At 45.1% G+C, this 18,990-nt stretch carries 21 protein-coding genes; 15 read left to right on the plus strand and 6 right to left on the minus strand.

Translation table 11 applies throughout. From position 1 onward, the window contains the following. Positions 1 to 113: 113 nt before the first annotated feature. The 8 genes from GT674_RS00640 to GT674_RS00670 all read left to right on the plus strand — a co-directional run bounded on the left by GT674_RS00640 (position 114) and on the right by GT674_RS00670 (position 9,444). Complete coding sequence (locus GT674_RS00640; protein ID WP_161283895.1) at positions 114 to 2,768, plus strand: valine--tRNA ligase; 2,655 nt, start codon at positions 114 to 116, stop codon at positions 2,766 to 2,768. Positions 2,769 to 2,783: 15 nt separating this feature from the next. Further along, positions 2,784 to 4,802: an LTA synthase family protein gene (locus tag GT674_RS00645; protein ID WP_161283896.1), complete on the plus strand. Its 2,019-nt coding sequence runs from the start codon at positions 2,784 to 2,786 to the stop codon at positions 4,800 to 4,802. Between the two features lie 130 nt (positions 4,803 to 4,932). Next, positions 4,933 to 6,234 carry a bifunctional folylpolyglutamate synthase/dihydrofolate synthase gene (locus GT674_RS00650; protein WP_161283897.1) on the plus strand — a complete coding sequence of 434 codons (1,302 nt, stop codon included), beginning with the start codon at positions 4,933 to 4,935 and terminating at the stop codon, positions 6,232 to 6,234. Between the two features lie 12 nt (positions 6,235 to 6,246). Further along, positions 6,247 to 6,399 (plus strand): hypothetical protein, encoded by a 153-nt coding sequence (locus GT674_RS17055; protein ID WP_005424949.1) that lies wholly within the window; start codon positions 6,247 to 6,249, stop codon positions 6,397 to 6,399. 32 nt (positions 6,400 to 6,431) lie between these two features. Further along, on the plus strand, positions 6,432 to 7,649 hold the full coding sequence (locus tag GT674_RS00655) for a hypothetical protein (RefSeq protein WP_161283898.1): 1,218 nt from the start codon (positions 6,432 to 6,434) through the stop codon (positions 7,647 to 7,649). 312 nt (positions 7,650 to 7,961) lie between these two features. Continuing rightward, a complete protein-coding gene (locus tag GT674_RS00660; RefSeq protein ID WP_161283899.1) occupies positions 7,962 to 8,306 on the plus strand; it encodes an anti-sigma factor antagonist in 345 nt (114 codons plus the stop codon). Then, the gene (gene spoIIAB, locus GT674_RS00665; protein WP_161283900.1) at positions 8,290 to 8,715 is read left to right on the plus strand and encodes an anti-sigma F factor; all 426 of its coding nucleotides are present in this window, start codon (positions 8,290 to 8,292) and stop codon (positions 8,713 to 8,715) included. Before GT674_RS00660 ends, spoIIAB begins: the two co-directional genes overlap by 17 nt. A gap of 9 nt (positions 8,716 to 8,724) precedes the next feature. Continuing rightward, a complete protein-coding gene (locus GT674_RS00670; RefSeq protein ID WP_161283901.1) occupies positions 8,725 to 9,444 on the plus strand; it encodes a SigF/SigG family RNA polymerase sporulation sigma factor in 720 nt (239 codons plus the stop codon). A 63-nt stretch (positions 9,445 to 9,507) separates the two neighbouring features. On the opposite strand, the gene GT674_RS00675 is transcribed toward GT674_RS00670, so the two are convergent. Continuing rightward, the gene (locus tag GT674_RS00675; RefSeq protein ID WP_161283902.1) at positions 9,508 to 10,008 is read right to left on the minus strand and encodes a QueT transporter family protein; all 501 of its coding nucleotides are present in this window, start codon (positions 10,006 to 10,008) and stop codon (positions 9,508 to 9,510) included. A 286-nt stretch (positions 10,009 to 10,294) separates the two neighbouring features. Between GT674_RS00675 and GT674_RS00680 the strand changes: the two genes are divergently transcribed. After that, positions 10,295 to 10,498, plus strand: a complete 204-nt coding sequence (locus tag GT674_RS00680; RefSeq protein WP_161283903.1) for a hypothetical protein — start codon at positions 10,295 to 10,297, stop codon at positions 10,496 to 10,498. A gap of 87 nt (positions 10,499 to 10,585) precedes the next feature. Here the strand turns inward: GT674_RS00680 and GT674_RS00685 are convergent, their stop codons facing one another. Genes GT674_RS00685 through GT674_RS00705 form a run of 5 tightly spaced genes read right to left on the minus strand, consistent with a single transcriptional unit; the run spans position 10,586 to position 13,643 of the window. Next, positions 10,586 to 11,227, minus strand: coding sequence for a stage V sporulation protein AA (locus tag GT674_RS00685; RefSeq protein ID WP_161283904.1), 642 nt, complete (start codon positions 11,225 to 11,227; stop codon positions 10,586 to 10,588). A gap of 30 nt (positions 11,228 to 11,257) precedes the next feature. Next, positions 11,258 to 11,614, minus strand: a complete 357-nt coding sequence (gene spoVAE, locus GT674_RS00690; RefSeq protein WP_161283905.1) for a stage V sporulation protein AE — start codon at positions 11,612 to 11,614, stop codon at positions 11,258 to 11,260. Positions 11,615 to 11,626: 12 nt separating this feature from the next. Then, on the minus strand, positions 11,627 to 12,700 hold the full coding sequence (locus GT674_RS00695) for a stage V sporulation protein AD (RefSeq protein WP_161283906.1): 1,074 nt from the start codon (positions 12,698 to 12,700) through the stop codon (positions 11,627 to 11,629). Next, a complete protein-coding gene (locus GT674_RS00700) occupies positions 12,697 to 13,167 on the minus strand; it encodes a SpoVA/SpoVAEb family sporulation membrane protein (RefSeq protein WP_161283907.1) in 471 nt (156 codons plus the stop codon). Before GT674_RS00700 ends, GT674_RS00695 begins: the two co-directional genes overlap by 4 nt. A 59-nt stretch (positions 13,168 to 13,226) precedes the next feature. Next, the gene (locus GT674_RS00705) at positions 13,227 to 13,643 is read right to left on the minus strand and encodes a stage V sporulation protein AB (RefSeq protein WP_161283908.1); all 417 of its coding nucleotides are present in this window, start codon (positions 13,641 to 13,643) and stop codon (positions 13,227 to 13,229) included. A gap of 207 nt (positions 13,644 to 13,850) precedes the next feature. Here GT674_RS00705 and GT674_RS00710 point away from each other — a divergent pair, with 207 nt between their 5' ends. From GT674_RS00710 to GT674_RS00735, 6 genes are all read left to right on the plus strand, one after another. Then, the gene (locus GT674_RS00710; RefSeq protein WP_161283909.1) at positions 13,851 to 14,576 is read left to right on the plus strand and encodes a tRNA threonylcarbamoyladenosine dehydratase; all 726 of its coding nucleotides are present in this window, start codon (positions 13,851 to 13,853) and stop codon (positions 14,574 to 14,576) included. 56 nt (positions 14,577 to 14,632) lie between these two features. After that, positions 14,633 to 15,562 (plus strand): UDP-N-acetylmuramate dehydrogenase, encoded by a 930-nt coding sequence (murB, locus tag GT674_RS00715; RefSeq protein ID WP_161283910.1) that lies wholly within the window; start codon positions 14,633 to 14,635, stop codon positions 15,560 to 15,562. Then, entirely contained in the window at positions 15,550 to 16,431 is an 882-nt protein-coding gene (rapZ, locus tag GT674_RS00720) for an RNase adapter RapZ (protein WP_161283911.1), read from the plus strand. The genes murB and rapZ overlap by 13 nt, the downstream gene beginning before the upstream one ends. Before the next feature lie 20 nt (positions 16,432 to 16,451). Further along, positions 16,452 to 17,399 carry a DNA-binding protein WhiA gene (gene whiA, locus GT674_RS00725; protein WP_161284096.1) on the plus strand — a complete coding sequence of 316 codons (948 nt, stop codon included), beginning with the start codon at positions 16,452 to 16,454 and terminating at the stop codon, positions 17,397 to 17,399. Next, complete coding sequence (locus tag GT674_RS00730) at positions 17,396 to 17,650, plus strand: HPr family phosphocarrier protein (RefSeq protein ID WP_161283912.1); 255 nt, start codon at positions 17,396 to 17,398, stop codon at positions 17,648 to 17,650. The genes whiA and GT674_RS00730 overlap by 4 nt, the downstream gene beginning before the upstream one ends. A gap of 164 nt (positions 17,651 to 17,814) precedes the next feature. Beyond that, positions 17,815 to 18,888 carry a hypothetical protein gene (locus GT674_RS00735; protein ID WP_161283913.1) on the plus strand — a complete coding sequence of 358 codons (1,074 nt, stop codon included), beginning with the start codon at positions 17,815 to 17,817 and terminating at the stop codon, positions 18,886 to 18,888. The last annotated feature ends 102 nt before the right edge of the window (positions 18,889 to 18,990 follow it).

Below are 18,990 nucleotides of genomic sequence, written 5' to 3' on the forward strand. Positions count from 1 at the left end.
TTCAGAGTCAGGCAAACTGCCCTTCACACAAGCAGTGTGAGGGGCTGTTTTTTCAATAAAGGAAATAGCCTATATACAATAAAGGAAATAGCCTATATAATCAGGAGGATATTATGAGCAAAGAACTTGCAAAGACTTATGACCCGAAAGGGCTGGAAGAACGTCTTTATCAGAAATGGATGGATAACGGATACTTCCATGCAAAGGTAAATCCAGATAAAAAACCATTTACAATCGTTATGCCGCCGCCGAACGTAACCGGACAGCTCCACATGGGACATGCACTCGATGAGACCATGCAGGATATCCTGATCCGTTTCAAGAGAATGCAGGGATATGAAGCACTGTGGCAGCCGGGAACCGACCATGCGGCAATCGCAACTGAGGTCAAGGTTATCGACAAGCTCAAAAAAGAAGGCATCGACAAGCACGACATCGGACGTGAGGAATTTCTTAAACATGCATGGGCATGGAAAGAAGAATATGGCGGAAAGATCATCAACCAGCTTAAGAAGCTTGGAGCATCCGCTGACTGGGAAAGAGAACGCTTTACCATGGATGAGGGCTGTTCAAAGGCTGTACAGGAAGTGTTCATCCGCTTATACGAAAAAGGATATATTTACAAGGGTTCCAGAATCATTAACTGGTGTCCGGTATGCCAGACTTCTATTTCAGATGCAGAAGTAGAGCATGAGGATCAGGACGGATTTTTCTGGCACATCAATTACCCGATCGTGGGAGAAGAGGGAAGATTTGTAGAGATTGCAACTACCCGTCCGGAAACACTTCTTGGAGATACTGCAGTTGCAGTAAACCCGGAGGATGAAAGATACAAAGACCTGATCGGCAAGATGCTGAAACTGCCGCTGACTGACCGTGAGATCCCGGTTATCGCAGATGAATATGTTGACAAGGAATTCGGAACAGGATGCGTTAAGATCACACCGGCACATGACCCGAATGACTTCGAGGTAGGCAAGCGCCACAACCTTGAAGAAATCAATATCATGAATGACGATGCAACCATCAATTCTCTTGGCGGTAAATATGCAGGCATGGACCGCTACGAGGCACGTAAGGCAATGGTAGCAGACCTTGAGGCACAGGGACTTCTCGTTAAGGTTGTTCCGCACAGCCACAGTGTCGGCACACATGACCGTTGCGGCACAACCGTAGAGCCGATGATCAAACCACAGTGGTTTGTACGCATGGATGAAATGGCAAAGGCTGCAATCAATGCTCTGAAACCAGGAGAACTGGAATTTGTTCCGGCAAGCTTCGGAAAGACATATCTGCACTGGCTGGAAAATATCCGTGACTGGTGTATTTCCCGTCAGCTCTGGTGGGGACACAGAATCCCGGCGTACTACTGTGATGAGTGTGGTGAAGTGGTCGTGGCAAGAGAAATGCCGGAAAAATGCCCGAAATGCGGATGTACACATTTCCATCAGGATGAGGATACTCTGGATACCTGGTTCAGCTCAGCCCTGTGGCCGTTCTCCACACTTGGATGGCCGGACAAAACACCGGAGCTGGAATACTTCTATCCGACAGACGTTCTTGTAACAGGATATGATATCATCTTTTTCTGGGTTATCCGTATGGTATTCTCTGCTCTGGAGCAGACAGGAGAAGTACCGTTCCATCATGTACTGATCCATGGTCTGGTACGTGACTCTCAGGGACGTAAGATGAGTAAATCTCTTGGAAATGGTATCGATCCACTGGAGGTTATTGATAAATATGGTGCAGACGCACTTCGTCTGACACTGATCACAGGAAATGCACCTGGAAACGACATGCGTTTTTACTGGGAGCGTGTAGAGTCCAGCCGTAACTTTGCAAACAAGATCTGGAATGCATCCCGTTTCATTATGATGAACCTGGAAGGCAAAACAGTAACAGAACCAGAAAATCTGAACGAGCTCTGCTTTGAGGACAAATGGATCCTTTCTAAGCTGAATGCAGTGATCCGTGATGTAACTGACAACATGGACAAATACGAGCTGGGAATCGCTGTTCAGAAGGTTTATGATTTCCTGTGGGATGAACTCTGTGACTGGTACATCGAAATGGCAAAAGTACGTCTCTGGAAGGCAGATGAGGATCCGAAAGCTGCAAACGATGCACTCTGGACACTGCGCACAGCACTGACAGAAGGCCTGAAACTGCTTCACCCATATATGCCGTTTATTACAGAAGAAATCTACTGTACACTTCTTCCGGAAGAAGAGTCCATCATGATTTCTGACTGGCCGGTATATCAGGAGGCATGGGTATTCCCGGAGGCAGAAAAAGCAGTTGAGAGCTTCAAGGAAGCAATCCGCGGAATCCGTAATACACGTACAGAGATGAACGTACCGATGAACCGTAAGACTCATCTCTACGTTGTTGGCAAGGATGCAGAAACCTGTGCAAGATACGAAGCATGCAAGAAATCTTTTGTAAACCTTGCATTTGCAAAAGAAATCCATGTACAGGAGAACAAAGACGGAATCGGTGAAGATGCAGTATCCGTTGTTGTATCTGATGCAGTTGTATATATGCCTCTGGAAGATCTTGTAGACAGAGAAAAAGAGATGGAACGTCTCAAGAAAGAACAGGAACGTCTCACAAAGGAAATCGCAAGATGCCAGGGCATGCTGAATAATCCGAACTTTGTCAACAAAGCACCGGAAGCAAAGGTAAATGCCGAAAAAGAAAAGCTTCAGAAATACGAAGAAATGATGGAAAAGGTAAACGTACAGCTTAAACAGATGGAGAATTAATAAAGGAGTATTCGGATGAAATGGTATAAAGTGTGTAACCGGATCTCACTGCTGCTTCATGCACTGTGCAGTACGGCAGGATATTTTCTGATCGAGGCGATCAGCCGTCATTCATTTTCGGCGGCATGGACATACATGACCACAAAACCACTTATCTTTGCATATAATGCCGCACTGATCTTTACAACGTCATTGCTGGTGTATCTTTTTCGCAAGAGATGTTTCTGGCGTGTGCTGATAGCAATTCTGTGGCTTTTGCTGGGCATTGTCAATGGAGTGATTCTGTTAAACAGGGTTACTCCGTTTACCGGACCGGACCTTCATCTTCTGACAGATGGAATGGCAGTGTTGAATAAATATCTTCCGTCCTGGGGAGTTGTAGTGGCACTGATCATACTGGGATTTTTTGTACTTCTTCTTCTCGTACTTCTGATTAAAGCACCGAGCTATAAACGAAAGGTGAAGTTTCGTTATGACCTTCTGCTTGTCGTTGTCGGAGCAGCACTTTTTGCCGGAGCCACGCAGCTGGCACTGGAAAAAAGAGTATTGTCCAACTACTTTGGAAACATTGCATTCGCATACGAGGACTATGGCTACCCATACTGTCTGGCGGTTACGATCTTTGATACAGGAATCAGTTGTCCGAGAGATTACTCAGAACAGGAGATTACACGGATCGAGAAGACAGAAGATAATCTTCCTGCCACAAAGGAAGACAGCAAACCGAATATTCTCTTTCTGCAGTTGGAGTCGTTTTTTGATCCGACACTGGTAAACTATCTTAATATTTCAGAGGATCCAATCCCGAACTTCCGTAAATTGATGAAAGAATACAGTTCAGGATATTATAAGGTGCCTTCTGTAGGAGCAGGAACTGCCAACACAGAATTTGAGTCCATCACAGGGATGAGCCTTCACTATTTCGGACCGGGAGAGTATCCTTACAAGAGTATCCTCAAGGAAACCACCTGCGAGAGTGCACCATATGTACTTAAGAATCTGGGATATGTGACTCACGCAGTACATAACAATGAGGCAAACTTCTATGGAAGAAGAAGTATCTTCCCGAATCTCGGATTTGACACCTTTACCTCTGCGGAATATATGCCGGAGGAAGAGGACAAAAATCCACTTGGCTGGACAAAGGATGAGGTTCTGACAGATGAGATCATCAAATGCCTGGACTCCACAGAAGAACCGGATTATGTATATACAATTTCGGTGCAGGGGCACGGCGGTTATCCGGAAGAATCCGTGCTGGATGATCCGGAGATCACCGTTACAGGTGCAGCTACCGAAAACCAGAATAACCAGTGGGAATACTACTGCAATGAGATTCATGAGATGGACCAGTTTGTCAAGGAACTGACAGATGCGCTTGCTGACTATCCGGAAGATGTGATTCTTGTTATGTATGGAGATCATCTTCCGACTATGGGACTCACCGTAGAAGATCTTAAGAACAAATATCTTTTCCAGACACAGTATGTTATGTGGGACAATTTTGGGCTTAAGAAAAAGGACGAGAACCTGGCAGCATATCAGATGGCGGCAGAGGTTATGGACCGTGCAGGAATCCATGAGGGTACTGTTTTTCGTTATCATCAGGCAAGAAGAAACACAAGAAATTATCAGGTGGATCTGGAAACCCTTCAGTATGATGTGCTTTACGGAAAACAATATTCTTATGATGGTGAGAATCCGTTTCAGAGGACCAAGATGCGTATGGGACTTTATGACGTGACACTGGATTCAATGGAGATGGTTTCGACGGCAGATTACACCTATCGCCTCAAAGGAACAAACTTTACGCCATCCAGTCAGGTTAAACTGAATGGAGACTGGTATGATACAGTATATGTAAATCCGACGACGCTGATAATCTCCGGAACAGAGATCAACGATTTTGACCGTCTTTCCGTTGTTCAGAGAAGCAACAGTTCTACCAGAAAAGCACTGAGCAAGAGCTATGACCGTTCTGCCTATATGCTGTATAATGAGAATAAATGGAAAATTCCGTCAGAAGATTCATAATTCTGACGAATAAAAGATTACGATTGGTACTGGACATCTTTCACCACTCATATATAATGGATATCGTAGTAGCAGGGGAATTTTTTCCTGCTGCTGCGAATACATTATAGGATAAGTGGTGAATTTTTTTATGAATTACGAAGAAGCAGTTGCTTATATTGAAGAAACTCCGAAATTTACGACCAAAAATAAAATGGAACACACAAAGGAATGTCTGAAACGCCTTGGAAATCCACAGGATAAATTCCGTGTGATCCATGTGGCCGGTACGAATGGTAAGGGAAGTACCTGTGCATTCCTGACTTCCATTTTGAGAGAAGCAGGATACTCCTGCGGACTTTTTACCTCGCCGCATCTGGTTGTGATCAATGAACGTTTCCAGATCAATGAGAAGAATATCAGTGATGAAGTGTTTCTGGATGCATTCTGCAAGGTGAAAGAACTGGCAGATGAACTGGTAAAGGAAGGAAACTATCATCCTACCTATTTTGAGTTTTTATTCCTGATGGGAATGGTGATCTTTGCAGATGCAGGCGTGGACTATGTAGTACTGGAGACAGGACTTGGCGGAAGACTTGATGCAACAACAGCGGTAGAAAATCCTGTAGCCTGTGTGATCACTTCGATCAGCTTTGATCATATGCAGTATCTCGGCAATACGATCGAAGAAATTGCGGGAGAGAAAGCAGGGATCATTGTTCCGGGCGTACCTGTGATCTATGACGGAAACGATCAAAAGGCGGCAAAGGTCATCAGAGAACGGGCACAGGAGCTGAACAGTCCATGCTATGAAGTTACGAGGGAAGATACGGAAATTATACGAAATACCTGTTCCGGCATTGATTTTTCATTTAAGAATGAGTATTATGGTAACACAGTATTTTCCATTCCGTTCATTGCACTGTATCAGGTGATGAACAGTTCTCTTGCTCTCAAGACGATGGAGGTCCTTAAGGAGGAGATTCCGGTATCGGCAGAAGCTGTGAGGAAAGGACTTATTGAGACACGCTGGCAGGGAAGAATGGAAACTGTATTGCCGGGAGTCATTGTAGACGGGGCCCATAATGAGGATGGAGTTGCACGATTCGTAGAAACGGCAGCACATTTTCAGAAGGACTATCCGCTTACTCTGCTGTTTTCTGCTGTGGATGATAAGGATTATACGGATATGATCCGCACCATCCTGGACAAGATCCAGTTCAGACATGTAGTGGTCACTCAGGTAGGCGGCTATCGTAAAGTACCGGCTGAGCAGCTGGCGGAGATTTTTAAGGAGAATGGATGTACTTCGGCAGAGGTCTGTGAAGATGCAGAAGAAGCATTCAGGAAAGCACTCTCGGAAAAAGGAGACGATGGACTGCTGTTTTGTGTAGGTTCCCTTTATCTGGTGGGTGAGATTAAAACCGCCATTCTTAAGGGAATCGGCAAATAAGGAGAAATTATTATGATCGATTATGAAGAGGAACTGAAGAAATTTGAACCCTGTCTGGATGTTACAGACGCAGAGGGTGCAATTTATGACAGAGAACTGACAGACATTCTGGATGTCCTTCAGGAGGTCTTAAGAGAAGCAAAAAGCAATAGACGTGTAAAATAAGACAAATCAATACACAAAGGGAGAAACATTGAATGAATTGTGTGAACTGTGGGGCATTTCTTACAGACATGGATCTGGACTACTGTCCGAACTGCGGATACAATGTTCTGATTCAGAAAAAAGTGGATTACCTGTCAAAGAGTTTTTATAATCAGGGGCTGGAAAAAGCAAGTATTCGTGATCTTTCCGGTGCAATTGCATGTCTGAAACAGAGTCTGATCTATGATAAAAGAAACATCAAAGCGAGAAACCTTCTTGGACTTGTGTATTTTGAGACAGGAGAAGTGGTTTCCGCACTCAGTGAATGGGTCATCAGTAAGAATCTGCAGCCAGCCAGAAATCTTGCAACAGAATATATCAATAAGCTTCAGGCAAACAGAAACCGTCTGAATGCGATCAATGAAACAATCAGGAAATACAACAACGCGCTGATGCTGTGTCGTGAAGGACATGAAGATATGGCGGCGATTAAGCTTCGCAGGATTCTGTCTCAGAATCCGAAACTGATCAAGGGATATCATCTTCTGGCATTGATCCAGATGAAGAATCGCGAATGGAACAAGGCGAGAAGAACCCTCAAAAAAGCTGCACGCATTGACAAGACAAATACGACAACGCTTCGCTTCCTGCGAGAGGTGGATGAGCAGACCGGTGTAACGACCAATCTGGAAAAAAGCAAAAAAGGACTTTTTCATTCCAATAAGGCTTCGAAACAGGATACGGATATTTTTGCATCGGAGCAGGTTGTGCAGCAGCCGGTTTATAAGGAACGTTCAGGACTCTCAGCCTTTTTTATCCTGATGGCAGGAATTGCAGCAGGGGTAGGAGCGTTCTGGCTTCTTGCAGCACCGGCAATCCGCCAGGGCATTTACAAGGAAGCGAATCAGCAGATTGTTCAGTACAGTGAGTCGCTTGCGAGCCAGGCAGCTGAGCTTACCAAAGCACAGAGTGATGCAAAAGAAGCTACAGAATCCGCGGATGAGGTAAGCCAGCAGCTTACATCAGAGCAGACAAAGAGCAAAAGCTATCAGGCACTGCTCCAGGCATATGCGGCTTATCAGCAGAAGAGTTTTGATGATGCGGCCCTGGAACTGCAGAATGTGCAGCAGGATGTCCTTTCCGACTCACAGAAAACAATCTATAATACGATCAGTCAGGCTGTAAATTCCGGAAACACCGGATCATCAGATACATCAGATGATGGAAGCGATGACAGCGGAGAATACGACGATTCGGAATATTATGAATAATAGTAACTATTCAGGAGGCAGTATCCCGCGAGGCGTTTTGGCATGTTTTTTGCCAAAATCCCGAGACATACAAGGCAAAATGCCATCACCGAAGGTGATTTGGAATGCATTTTGACTCGTAACTGTGAGGATACTGAACAGTTATAATAATAGTAACTATTCAGGAGGCAGTATCCCGCGAGGGTGCTGAACAGTTATGAATAACTGTAAGACAGAAATAAGCGAAACGATATAAGAAAAACCTCGGAGAAGGGGATGTACATAGAGTACATCTCCTTTTTTCTTTCGACATATCTGAGAAGGGGGGACAAAATGAGCGAAATATTTGAATTCAAAGAAGCGGTTCTGACCATTCATCTTCCACAGGAACTGGATCATCCGCAGTCGGACAGGATCCGAAAAGAAACCGACAGGATCATGAGCAGAGCCTACATCAAAAAAATAATATTTGATTTTGAGAATACAGAATTTATGGACAGCTCCGGTATTGGTCTGATCATGGGAAGATACCGTGCCCTTGGGATGGGACAGAAATGTATAGCAGCTGTCAATGTGGACAGGTATATGGATAAACTGCTTCACCTGTCAGGAGTTCACAGATACATGGAAATTCAGAAAAAAATCGAAGAGGGAGGACATTATGGAAAGGACGAATGAAATAACACTTATTTTTGACAGTCTGCCGGTGAATGAAGCATTGGCGAGGATCACAGCTGCATCCTTCTGCACACAGCTGAATCCGACGCTGGAGGAAGTGGCGGATCTGAAAACCGCAGTATCAGAAGCGGTGACTAACAGCATTATCCATGGGTATGAAGGAGAAGTACATAAGATAGAAATGAAACTTCTGCTTACCGGTCAGGAAATCTATGTGGAGATCACGGATCATGGAAAGGGGATTGAAGATGTAGAGAAAGCAATGGAGCCTATGTACACTACAAAGGCAGACAAAGACCGCTCGGGCATGGGGTTCACTTTTATGGAGGCGTTTATGGACGACCTTAAGGTGGAATCACAGGTCGGAGAAGGAACCCGCGTGCGCATGAAAAAAATCATCGGTCGATAGGGAGGGGATATGGAGCATACTCTTGCCCTGATCGGGCGTGCACACCAGGGAGATAAAGAGGCAAGAGATACTTTATTTAAAGAAAATACAGGACTGATCTACAGTGCTGCCAGGCGATTTCTTGGAAGGGGCGTGGAGATGGAAGATTTATTTCAGATTGGCAGTATCGGCCTTCTCAAAGCCGTGGATAAATTTGATCCGGCATTTGATGTAAAGTTTTCAACGTATGCTATTCCAATGATCATTGGAGAGATGAAACGCTTCTTCCGGGATGACGGGATGATAAAGGTAAGCCGGGCTATAAAGGAATGCAGACACAGAGTCTATCAGGCACGGGAGAAAATTGAGAGAGAATCCGGGCGGGAGCCGACGATCCAGGAACTTTCGGAAACACTCGGAATCGCGGCGGAAGAAGTTGCCATGGCTCTGGAGTCCGCTGTAAATGTAGAATCTATTTACAAAACCGTTTATCAAGGAGAGGGAACAGATATTTCACTGATCGATAAAATCCCAGAGAAAAAAGACGAACAGGAGAATTTACTGAACCGGATATTTCTGGAAGAACTTCTGGGGGAACTTAAGAGCGAAGAACGAAGGCTGATCTATATGAGATACTTCCGGGATATGACCCAGACGCAGGTGGCTGAAGTTCTGGGAATATCACAGGTACAGGTGTCGAGGATGGAGAAGAGGATATTGGAGAAGATGAGAAATTCGCATAAGGGATGAAATAAACAATAAGTCTTATAAGAAGTGTAGCTGCTGAAAAAACAGCAGCTACCTAAAAAATCACTATTTACTGTAACTTGTTTTTCCAAAAACAGATCCTTTTACTTTGGAAAGTGCGGTAAGAACGATCATTCCGAAGATTCCGCAGGAAATGACTTCGCCGGCACCGACGGTCAGCATCATCAGCGGGATCGGAAGATTTACACCATATCCGTAGTAAAGAACGAAAGGTACGATCACTGTGTTGGCGGCGATTGGCGGCAATGGAGCAAGCCATTTGCTGGCGCCGCGCAGCTTGTAAGTAAAAATTGCACCGATCAGTGTTGCAATACTTCCGAAAATGATATCTACAGGAATCGCACCGCCAAGAAGATTGGAAAGAATACATCCTACAAATAATCCCGGGATTGCAGCCGGTGTAAAGTATGGCAGAATAGTCAGTGCCTCAGAGAAGCGGACCTGAACTTCACCATAGCTTAATGGAGCAAACAGCAGAGTCAGAACTACATAGATAGCACCGATGGCAGCTGCCTGCACAAGGAACATAGTGTTTTTGTTTTTCATTATTCAATTCTCCTTTAGTTTTGTTTTATGAGTGGAAGGTCACGAACACTCAGCACATTTTACGGCGGTGACCGCCGGTCAAACCCTGTAAGACCTTGTTTTTATGGGCTTTGACGGTAGAGAGTATAGCACAGGAGAGAAAGAAATGCAAGACAAAAAGGATCCTGTAAGTGGATGAAACGAAAAAGATAAGTACTAAAATAAAATCACAAATTTCCATGGACATATTTCAAAAGTTGAGGTAAGATGGTACAGATGTTAATTATAGAAAGGCAGATTTATAGACATGGAAGAGAAGATTCTTGATTTCATCATGGAGTATGCACAGGAACATGAGAATGTTCCATTTCAGATTATTGAAGAAAATTTCAACATTCAGATGGATGAGAGCTTACGATCTATCATCAGTGATGCAATCTGGGACAGAGATAATGTTTCAGATGTAGTCATCGAAAATGACGGCTACATGATCAGTTGTTTTGAGGACTGATCATTTACAGTCAGGGAAAGAAATCATTCGGCAGACAGAGGACAGAAACGGGAGACCGTGTTCTGTCCTTTGTTGTTGAGGGAGAGATCAGGAAGCCTTCTTCTCATTTGGATTTTTGCAGAGATTTTTCCTGTTGAGATCCTCGAGGATGGTTGCGTTGACATCATCCTCGTATTTACGCATCTGTACCTGCATTGGAGTAGGATCGGCCGAAAAATTCAGACGGCTGAAATGATTAAAGAAGAACAGAACTCCGACGGCAAGGCCGATAGAGTAGGAAATCTCCAGGACAGTAAAACCGCTGGAGATTTCTCCCGTCACCTGAAAATAAACCTGCTGAAATAACCTGCCAACATCCACATCTGTATTAAAGGTCATGATGGAAAAAGCAGCTCCGAAAAAAGTAGCAAGGCAGACGAAAAAGATTTTGAGCCAGCGAAATACAGTGCCGGATGCAGAGCTTTTGTGGTAGGTAAGAATGAAATCGGGTTCTCCTATATGAGAAATGCTGAGATCAGGTTCTTTTTTCTGGATCATATCGATCAGATCCATGACGGACATGACATACTGACCGGATTTCATGTGATCCAGGCTGGCAACAGGAAGAACACGGAGACGGTTCAGGACTTTTGCGTTGCTGCAGGCAAGCTTTGCGATGTCCTGAAGATAAATATGCGGATGCTGTACCTGAATATTTGTATCAAGCTGTAAATATAAAGTATCACTCATAAGAAAACTCCTTTGATGCGATGGAAATAATCAATCTTTCATTTGAGGTTTAAAGATCAGACTGGCCAGGTATGAAAAAATCAGAGAAGCGGACACACCTGCGGCACAGGCAGTGAAGCCGCCTGTAAAAAGTCCGAGAAGACCATCCTGGTTAATGGCTGTCTTCATGCCTTTCCAGAGAAGATGCCCAAATCCGGGAAGGGGGACCGAAGCACCTGCACCGGCATAGTCGACCAATGGCTGATAGATTCCGACAGCACTTAAGAGGACACCGGAGCAGACAAGAAGAACCATAACCCTGCCGGGCATCAGTTTGGTTTTGTCAAGAAGAATCTGGACCAGGGCGCAGATGACGCCGCCGACCCAGAAGGCATTAAAATAATCCATATGAAACTCCTTTCAGGATAATTGCACGTGTTCAATAACAATTCCATGGGCGATGCCGGGAACGGATTCGCCCTCATTAAAGCTGACTTTGGAGAGCATGGCACCGGTGGGGACAAAAAGGACTTTTTTCCACTGTCCGCTGACAACGCGTGGAAGGATGAAGGCTGCCAGAACAGCGGCCGCACATCCGCATCCACTGCCTCCGGAATGGGTATCCTGTGCATCATTGTCAAAGATCAGAAGCCCGCAGTCATAGTGGCGGGAAGAGATGGAGATATCTTTTTCGCCGAGAAGATCAAACAGGATCCGCTGTCCGACTCTGCCGAGGTCTCCGGTGATGATGGCGTCGTAATAAGAAGGCTGACGCCGGAAGTCGGTCAGATGGCGAGAAATAGTGTCGCTTGCGGCAGGAGCCATGCATCCGCCCATGTTCAGGGAATCACGAAATCCAAAATCAATCACGGTTCCGGTGGTGACAGCGGTGATCACAGCACATCCGTTCTCGTGACGCAGAGGGGATGCATTGGGAAAATCACCAGAAAGAGGCGGCTTGTCTCCGAGAACGCAGGCTCCGCTTCCGGTCACTGTCCAGGTTGCGGACAGGGGACGCTGGTTGCCGTACCCCAGTGGAAAACGAAATTCTTTTTCGGCAGTAGCAAAGTGACTGGAAGCAGCACAGAGTATGTGTGAACCATAACCGGCAGCTACAGACATGGCACCGAGGGAGAGAGATTCTCCGATCGTGGAGCAGGCACCGTACAGCCCGTAAAACGGGATGCCTATTTCTGCAATGCCAAAAGAAGAGGCAATTGTCTGGGCGAGAAGATCACCGGCAAAGGCCATGCGGATATCGGAGGGCTTAAGCCCGGCTTTTCCGATTGCCAGGATCGCAGTTTCTTTTTGGAGTGTGCTTTCTGCATTTTCCCAGGTGTCCGTTCCGAAACGGGGATCCTCACTGATCATATCGAAGCAGTGCTTTAATGGTCCTTCGCCTTCTTTTTTTCCTACGATGGAAGCAGCACTCTGGATATAAACTGGTTCATGAAATGCAAGGCTTGCTTTTCCCATCTGAACTGTGTTGCTCATCCGATCACCTCCATAAGTTTAAGAATGTAGTAGATGATGCCAAGGAGCCAGGAACTTAAGATTCCGTACAGGATCACAGGACCTGCGATGGTAAAAATCTTGCATCCGATTCCAAAAATCTGTCCTTCGGCCTGGAATTCTATGGCTGAAGCTGCAACAGAGTTTGCAAATCCAGTGATAGGGACAAGACTTCCGGCACCTCCGAATTTTCCGATTTTGGAGTACAGGTTGAACCCTGTCAGAAGGACACTCAGCAAGATCAGAAGGAGAGAGCACCAGCTTCCGGCACTTTCCTGATCGATACCCATGGATTGTGCAGTGTTCAGGATGAACTGTCCCAGAAGACAGATGAGTCCGCCGGTGAGAAAGGCTTTTGCCATATTTATGGGAAGGCTGTGAGTTGGTGTAACGGACTTGACATATTGTTCGTATTTTTTCTGCTTTTGGAGCTGTTGTTTATTTGTCATGAAAAACTCCTCTCTTTCGGTTTGACTTTTATGTGGTTTATGCATATAATGATTGAGGCTTATTGCCAGCCAAAAAAGTAAAAAATGAGTGTACCGATGCATTTCCCGACGGCGATAGAGAGAATGACTGCCGGGAATCCTTCCGTCAGGTGGATCCTCCTGAAAAAGACAGGAAAGACAGAGGCTACCTCTGCCAGAGCCAGGATCCAGCTTCCAAGAAAAATGCCGGAAAAAACACCATATACTATCAGAAAAGGAATGCCGAGAGGCAGCGAAAAGTGAAACAGGCAGAACACATTGCCAAAGACAAAACCAAGCAGAGTCATATCTTCATAAAGAAGGACAGAATCTGCGGTACGTGTGATGCCGGCATATCTGGGCACGATGGAAAGGCCGATCATCAGTCCGACCGCACCGCCGGCGATGATGATACCTGAGCACAGTCCAAGAAAACCTAAAAAAATTTGCTGCCACATAAAAAAACTCCTTTTCGGTTGACTTTTATGTTTAGTATGTGAAAATTTGATAGAATCATACATTAATTCTTAAAAAACTATGAAAAACTGTACTTTTATCTGAGGAGATAGTATAATTAGTAAAAATGAGGGTGCGTGACATTTCACCAGGTTGCTGTGAGCGGAGTGAACAGTAATAACTACAAGAATGGTATAGGGAGGTTTTGCATGTATGATGCATATTCTCGAATGGAAATATTATTGGGGCAGAAGGGTGTAGACTGCCTGAGTAACGCCAGGATCGCAGTTTTCGGACTTGGCGGTGCGGGTTCCTATACAGTGGAGGCACTGGCACGCTGTGGAGTAGGAAGTCTTACTCTTGTGGATTATGATGAGATATCCGTGACAGATATAAACAGACAGCTCTATGCACTGCAGTCTACGATCGGACATAAGAAAGTGCAGATCGCAAAAGAACGGATACGTAATATTGATGAGGATATTCTGGTACACACATACGAAAGTTGCTATAATGAAGATACTATGGGACTGTTTGACCTGAGAATGTACGATTATATCGTGGATGCAATGGACACGGTTTCATCTAAGATACTCTTGATAGAGCAGGCGGGGAAATATAAGGTTCCGGTAATCTCATGTCTGAGTATGGGAGATAAGTTAGATCCTTCGAGACTGGAGATCATGGATATTTCTCGTGTCGCGGCAGATTCTGCGACCAAGAAGATGCGTGCAGAACTCCGGAAGAGAGGCGTCAGAAGACTTAAGGTGATTTGTTCACGAGAACATTCACACAGAGGATTTGAATTCAGAAAGATCAAACCAAGTGTCGAGAAAAACATCCAGGGAAGTATTTCATTTGTAGCGGGAGTGGCAGGTCTTATGACTGCCGGTGAGGTAGTCAGGGATATTCTTGCTGAAAAACACAAAAAATAACAAAATCAGGAGTTTGTGAACCTGATAAATAAATAGAAAGATTGAGGACAGTGTTTGTGAACGAGCAGATCAAGCAGAAATTTTGCCAGGAGCTGGGAGAAGAGCAGGTGCTCTTTGAAGAGCCTATGAAACGTCACACAACTTTTCGCATTGGCGGACCGGCAGAGGTCTTCGTGATGCCGAGAACAATAGAAGAAATACAAAAGACTCTTGAAATATGCAGAAGGGAGAAGCTTTCGTATTTTATACTTGGAAACGGAAGCAACCTGCTGGTAAGTGATCAGGGCTACAAAGGCGTGATCATCCAGATGGATCGCAATATGGAGCAGATCACTGTAGAAGGGACTGAGATCCGTGCAGCAGCGGGAGCACTCCTTTCTTCTATTGCGGTTGCAGCCAGAAGAGCATCCCTTACGGGATTTGAGTTTGCGGGAGGCATTCCGGGAACGCTTGGCGGAGCTGTTGTGATGAATGCAGGTGCCTATGGCGGAGAGATGAAGGATGTACTCAAGGATGTAACGGTAATGACCGGGGAAGGTGAGGTTCGTGTGATCCCGGCAGCAAAACTTGAGATGGGATACCGTACCAGCATTATCAAAAAAGCCGGTTATCTGGTACTTGGGGCAACAATTTCTCTTAAGGAGGGAAACCTGGAAGAAATCAAGACACTCACGAGAGAACTCCGTGAGAAGCGTACTTCAAAACAGCCGCTTGAGTTTCCGAGTGCAGGAAGCACGTTCAAGCGTCCGGAAGGATACTTTGCCGGTAAGCTGATCATGGACAGCGGGCTTCGAGGCTGTCAGATCGGTGGTGCCAGAGTATCAGATAAGCATTGCGGATTTGTGATCAATGCCGGAGATGCGACAGCAGAGGATGTTGTGAGCCTGATGAAGCATGTGACAGAAGTGGTCCGTGAGAAGTATGGAGTAACTCTGGAACCGGAAGTGAAATTTTTGGGGGAATTTGATAAGAAATGCGACTGGTAATTGTTACAGGATTGTCCGGAGCGGGCAAATCCACAGCAATGAAAATGCTGGAAGATGCACAGTATTTCTGCGTAGATAACCTGCCGATACAGCTGGTTGGAAAGTTTGTTTCTCTGATGTCGGCAAATCAGGGCGAGGATATTCAGAACGCAGCGATCGGGCTGGATGTCCGAAGCGGCAGATATCTGGAAGGTCTGGAAGAAGTACTGGATCAGCTTAAAGAAATGGGACACAAGTTCGAAATCCTTTTTCTTGATGCAGACGATCGTACACTTGTTAAGAGATACAAGGAAACAAGAAGAACGCACCCGCTGGCTATGGCAGGGCGTGTTGATGAGGGAATCCGGGAAGAACGAAAGAGATTAAACTTCCTTAAAGAACGTGCAGACTATATTATAGATACAACGCATCTGCTTACCAGGGAACTTAAGAAGGAACTGGACAAGATCTTTGTGGAGAACGGTAAGTTCGACAATATGATGATCTCAGTATTATCCTTTGGATTTAAATATGGGATACCGGAGGATGCGGATCTTGTGTTTGATGTGAGATTCCTTCCGAATCCTTATTATGTGGATGAACTGCGTCCGCAGACAGGAATGGATGACGGCGTGTTCAATTATGTGATGCAGAACCAGACGGCGAAGGATTTTGCAGATAAGCTGGAAGATATGATGAAGTTCTTGATTCCGAACTACGCAAAGGAAGGGAAGACAAACCTTGTGATAGCGGTCGGATGTACGGGCGGAAAGCATCGTTCGGTTACTCTGGCAAGAGTGCTCTATGACCGGCTGCATGCAGAGCGGAGTTATGGGATTCGCCTGGAACACAGAGATATAGGTAAAGATGCACTGCGTAAAAATAAATGATATGAGATAGGAGAATGGAAATGTCTTTTTCGGGGATGGTGAAAGAAGAACTTTCCAGACAGATCAGCATGGCAAGGCACTGCAGGCTTGCCGAAATTACGGCACTTCTGAGTGCATGTGGAAGAATGACAGCAGAAGGGATACTACATTTTCAGACCGAAAATTATGCTGTTGTAAGAAAGTACTTTACATTGCTGACAAAAACCTTTAATATAGAGACAGCAATAGCTATTCGGGAAAGCTGTCAGATGAAAAAAGGAAAGATATATTTCGTCGAGATTGCAGACCCGGAACAGATAGAAACTGTACTTCAGGGAACGAAACTTTCTGCAGATGAATATAACGGAGGTATGCTGGATGCGGGTAACGGATTCGTTACCCAGCAGGTATGCTGCAAGCGGGCTTTTATCCGTGGCGCGTTTCTGGCATCCGGATCGATCAGCGATCCGGAAAAGGGGTATCATCTGGAAATCGTCTGTTCAGAAGAAAAAAAGGCAGATCAGCTGCAGGAGCTTATCCGCAGCTTTGATATTGATGCCAAAATTGTCACGCGCAAAAAGTCATATGTGGTCTATGTGAAGGAGGGCGCACAGATTGTTGAAATGTTGGCGGTTATGGAGGCAAATGTGTCTTTGATGAATCTGGAAAACATAAGGATCGTCAAGGAAATGCGAAACAACGTCAACCGGAAAGTAAACTGTGAAACAGCAAATATCAACAAAACGGTGAATGCAGCAGTGAAACAGGCAGAGGACATCAGGCTGATCGAGGAAAGAATGGGATTTCACAACCTGAATGAGGGACTTGCCGAAATTGCGGAATTGAGACTGCAGTATCCGGAAGCTACACTAAAAGAATTAGGTATGATGTTAAATCCGCAGGTAGGAAAGTCGGGGGTCAATCACCGCCTGAGAAAGCTCAGCGAGATTGCTGATGGACTGCGGATGAACGAGGAGGATTTATTATGATTAAAAAACCAATCACTATTCAACTGTCTACAGGGCTGGAGGCACGTCCGGTTGCGCAGCTGGTACAGGTTGCAAGCCAGTTCAACAGTGAGATCTATGTTGAGATTGGAAGAAAAAAGGTAAACGCAAAAAGTATTATGGGAATGATGACATTAGGGCTGGATTCAGGTGAAGAGATCACACTTTCCGCAAATGGTGATGATGAAGAAGCGGCAATGACAAGTATTGAGAAATATTTGAGTAATCAATAATAAGAATTAAGAGCGGAGTAATAAGAGCATTGACCGGAAGAAGACCAGTCCGGCCAATGCTTTTTGCATCTGGCAAAAAGCAAGATTATAAGTTGACCATAAAACAAAAACAGGGTATAATAATAAAATGTTAATGAATGTAAACCAAAGCGAAGGAGATACCAATGTCTAAATTTTTGAAATTTATTGTACATTTTGTGATCATATGTACGATCATACTGATACTCGGTATGGCACTGCCGCCGTTTTTTGGGGTTTCTACTGTGATCGTGGACAGCAGCGATAAGGTTACCAATCTGCCCATGGGTTCTGTGACATATGCGATACCGGTGAGGACCGAAGAAGTAAAGAATGCACCGGGAACTCCGCTCCTGGTGAAGAAGGACTCTGCTACCTATCGTTATAACCTTGTAAGCATAGGAGATAATAACATAGGTACAGTTATTGATCCGACTGTGGCTGAGCAGAGCAATATCTCAGTAGCTGTTAAGAACTGGGTTCCAAAGGTTGTTGTTACGATTCCTTTTGTAGGATATGTCCTGACAGCAACGGAGAGCACAGAGGGACTGATCGTTCTTGGACTGATTGTTCTTTTCCTCATCATTCTTTATGTTGTGGCAGAGCTTCTTAAGAAGGAACCGGAAGATGAATATGAGGATCTTCTTGGAGACCGCAGACATGTAAAGACTGCGAAGGAACTCCGCATGGAAGAGAAGGCACGTGCGAGACGAATGGATGAAGAAGACAGAGAACTTCTTTACGGAGAGAAGGCACGACGCAAACAGGCTAAGAAAGAAGAAAAGAAACGCAAGAAGATCCGTACAGGTGGATTCGTAGATGAGATTTACGAGGATGATCTGGAGGAGGAAGCACCGGTACAGAAGAAGACTCGTCCGGTAAGAAACATGCAGACTGCAACCAGCGAGGCGCATGAACTTCTCAAGAAGGAAATCGCGGCAGCGACGGCAGAGGAATTTTCCGATGATGAGCAGGATGCATATGGAAGTGCCGGCGGCCATACAGAAGAGATTCCGAACATCCAGGAGGCTGAAGAAGAGCCTGAAGAGAAACCGGTAGAGATCAAGAAACTTGCAATCCCGCATTATACTGCTTCTCAGCTCGCGGACAAAGCGAGAAAGGCCGGAGATGCTCCGGATATCGTCAGAGATTCTATCACAAAGGTTACATTATTTGACTACTCTGATATTATCGGTGGTGATGAGGAGTCAGAGGAATAAATAATTGAATGATGTTTCTTTATTATATATAGAAAGAAAATCACTAAATCAGATGCAGCGAAGGGCAAAGAAACCTTTCGCTGCATTTTGCACTATAATAAG

The sequence above is a fragment of the Blautia sp. BIOML-A1 genome, assembly GCF_009883055.1.
Taxonomy (GTDB): Bacteria; Bacillota; Clostridia; order Lachnospirales; family Lachnospiraceae; genus Blautia_A.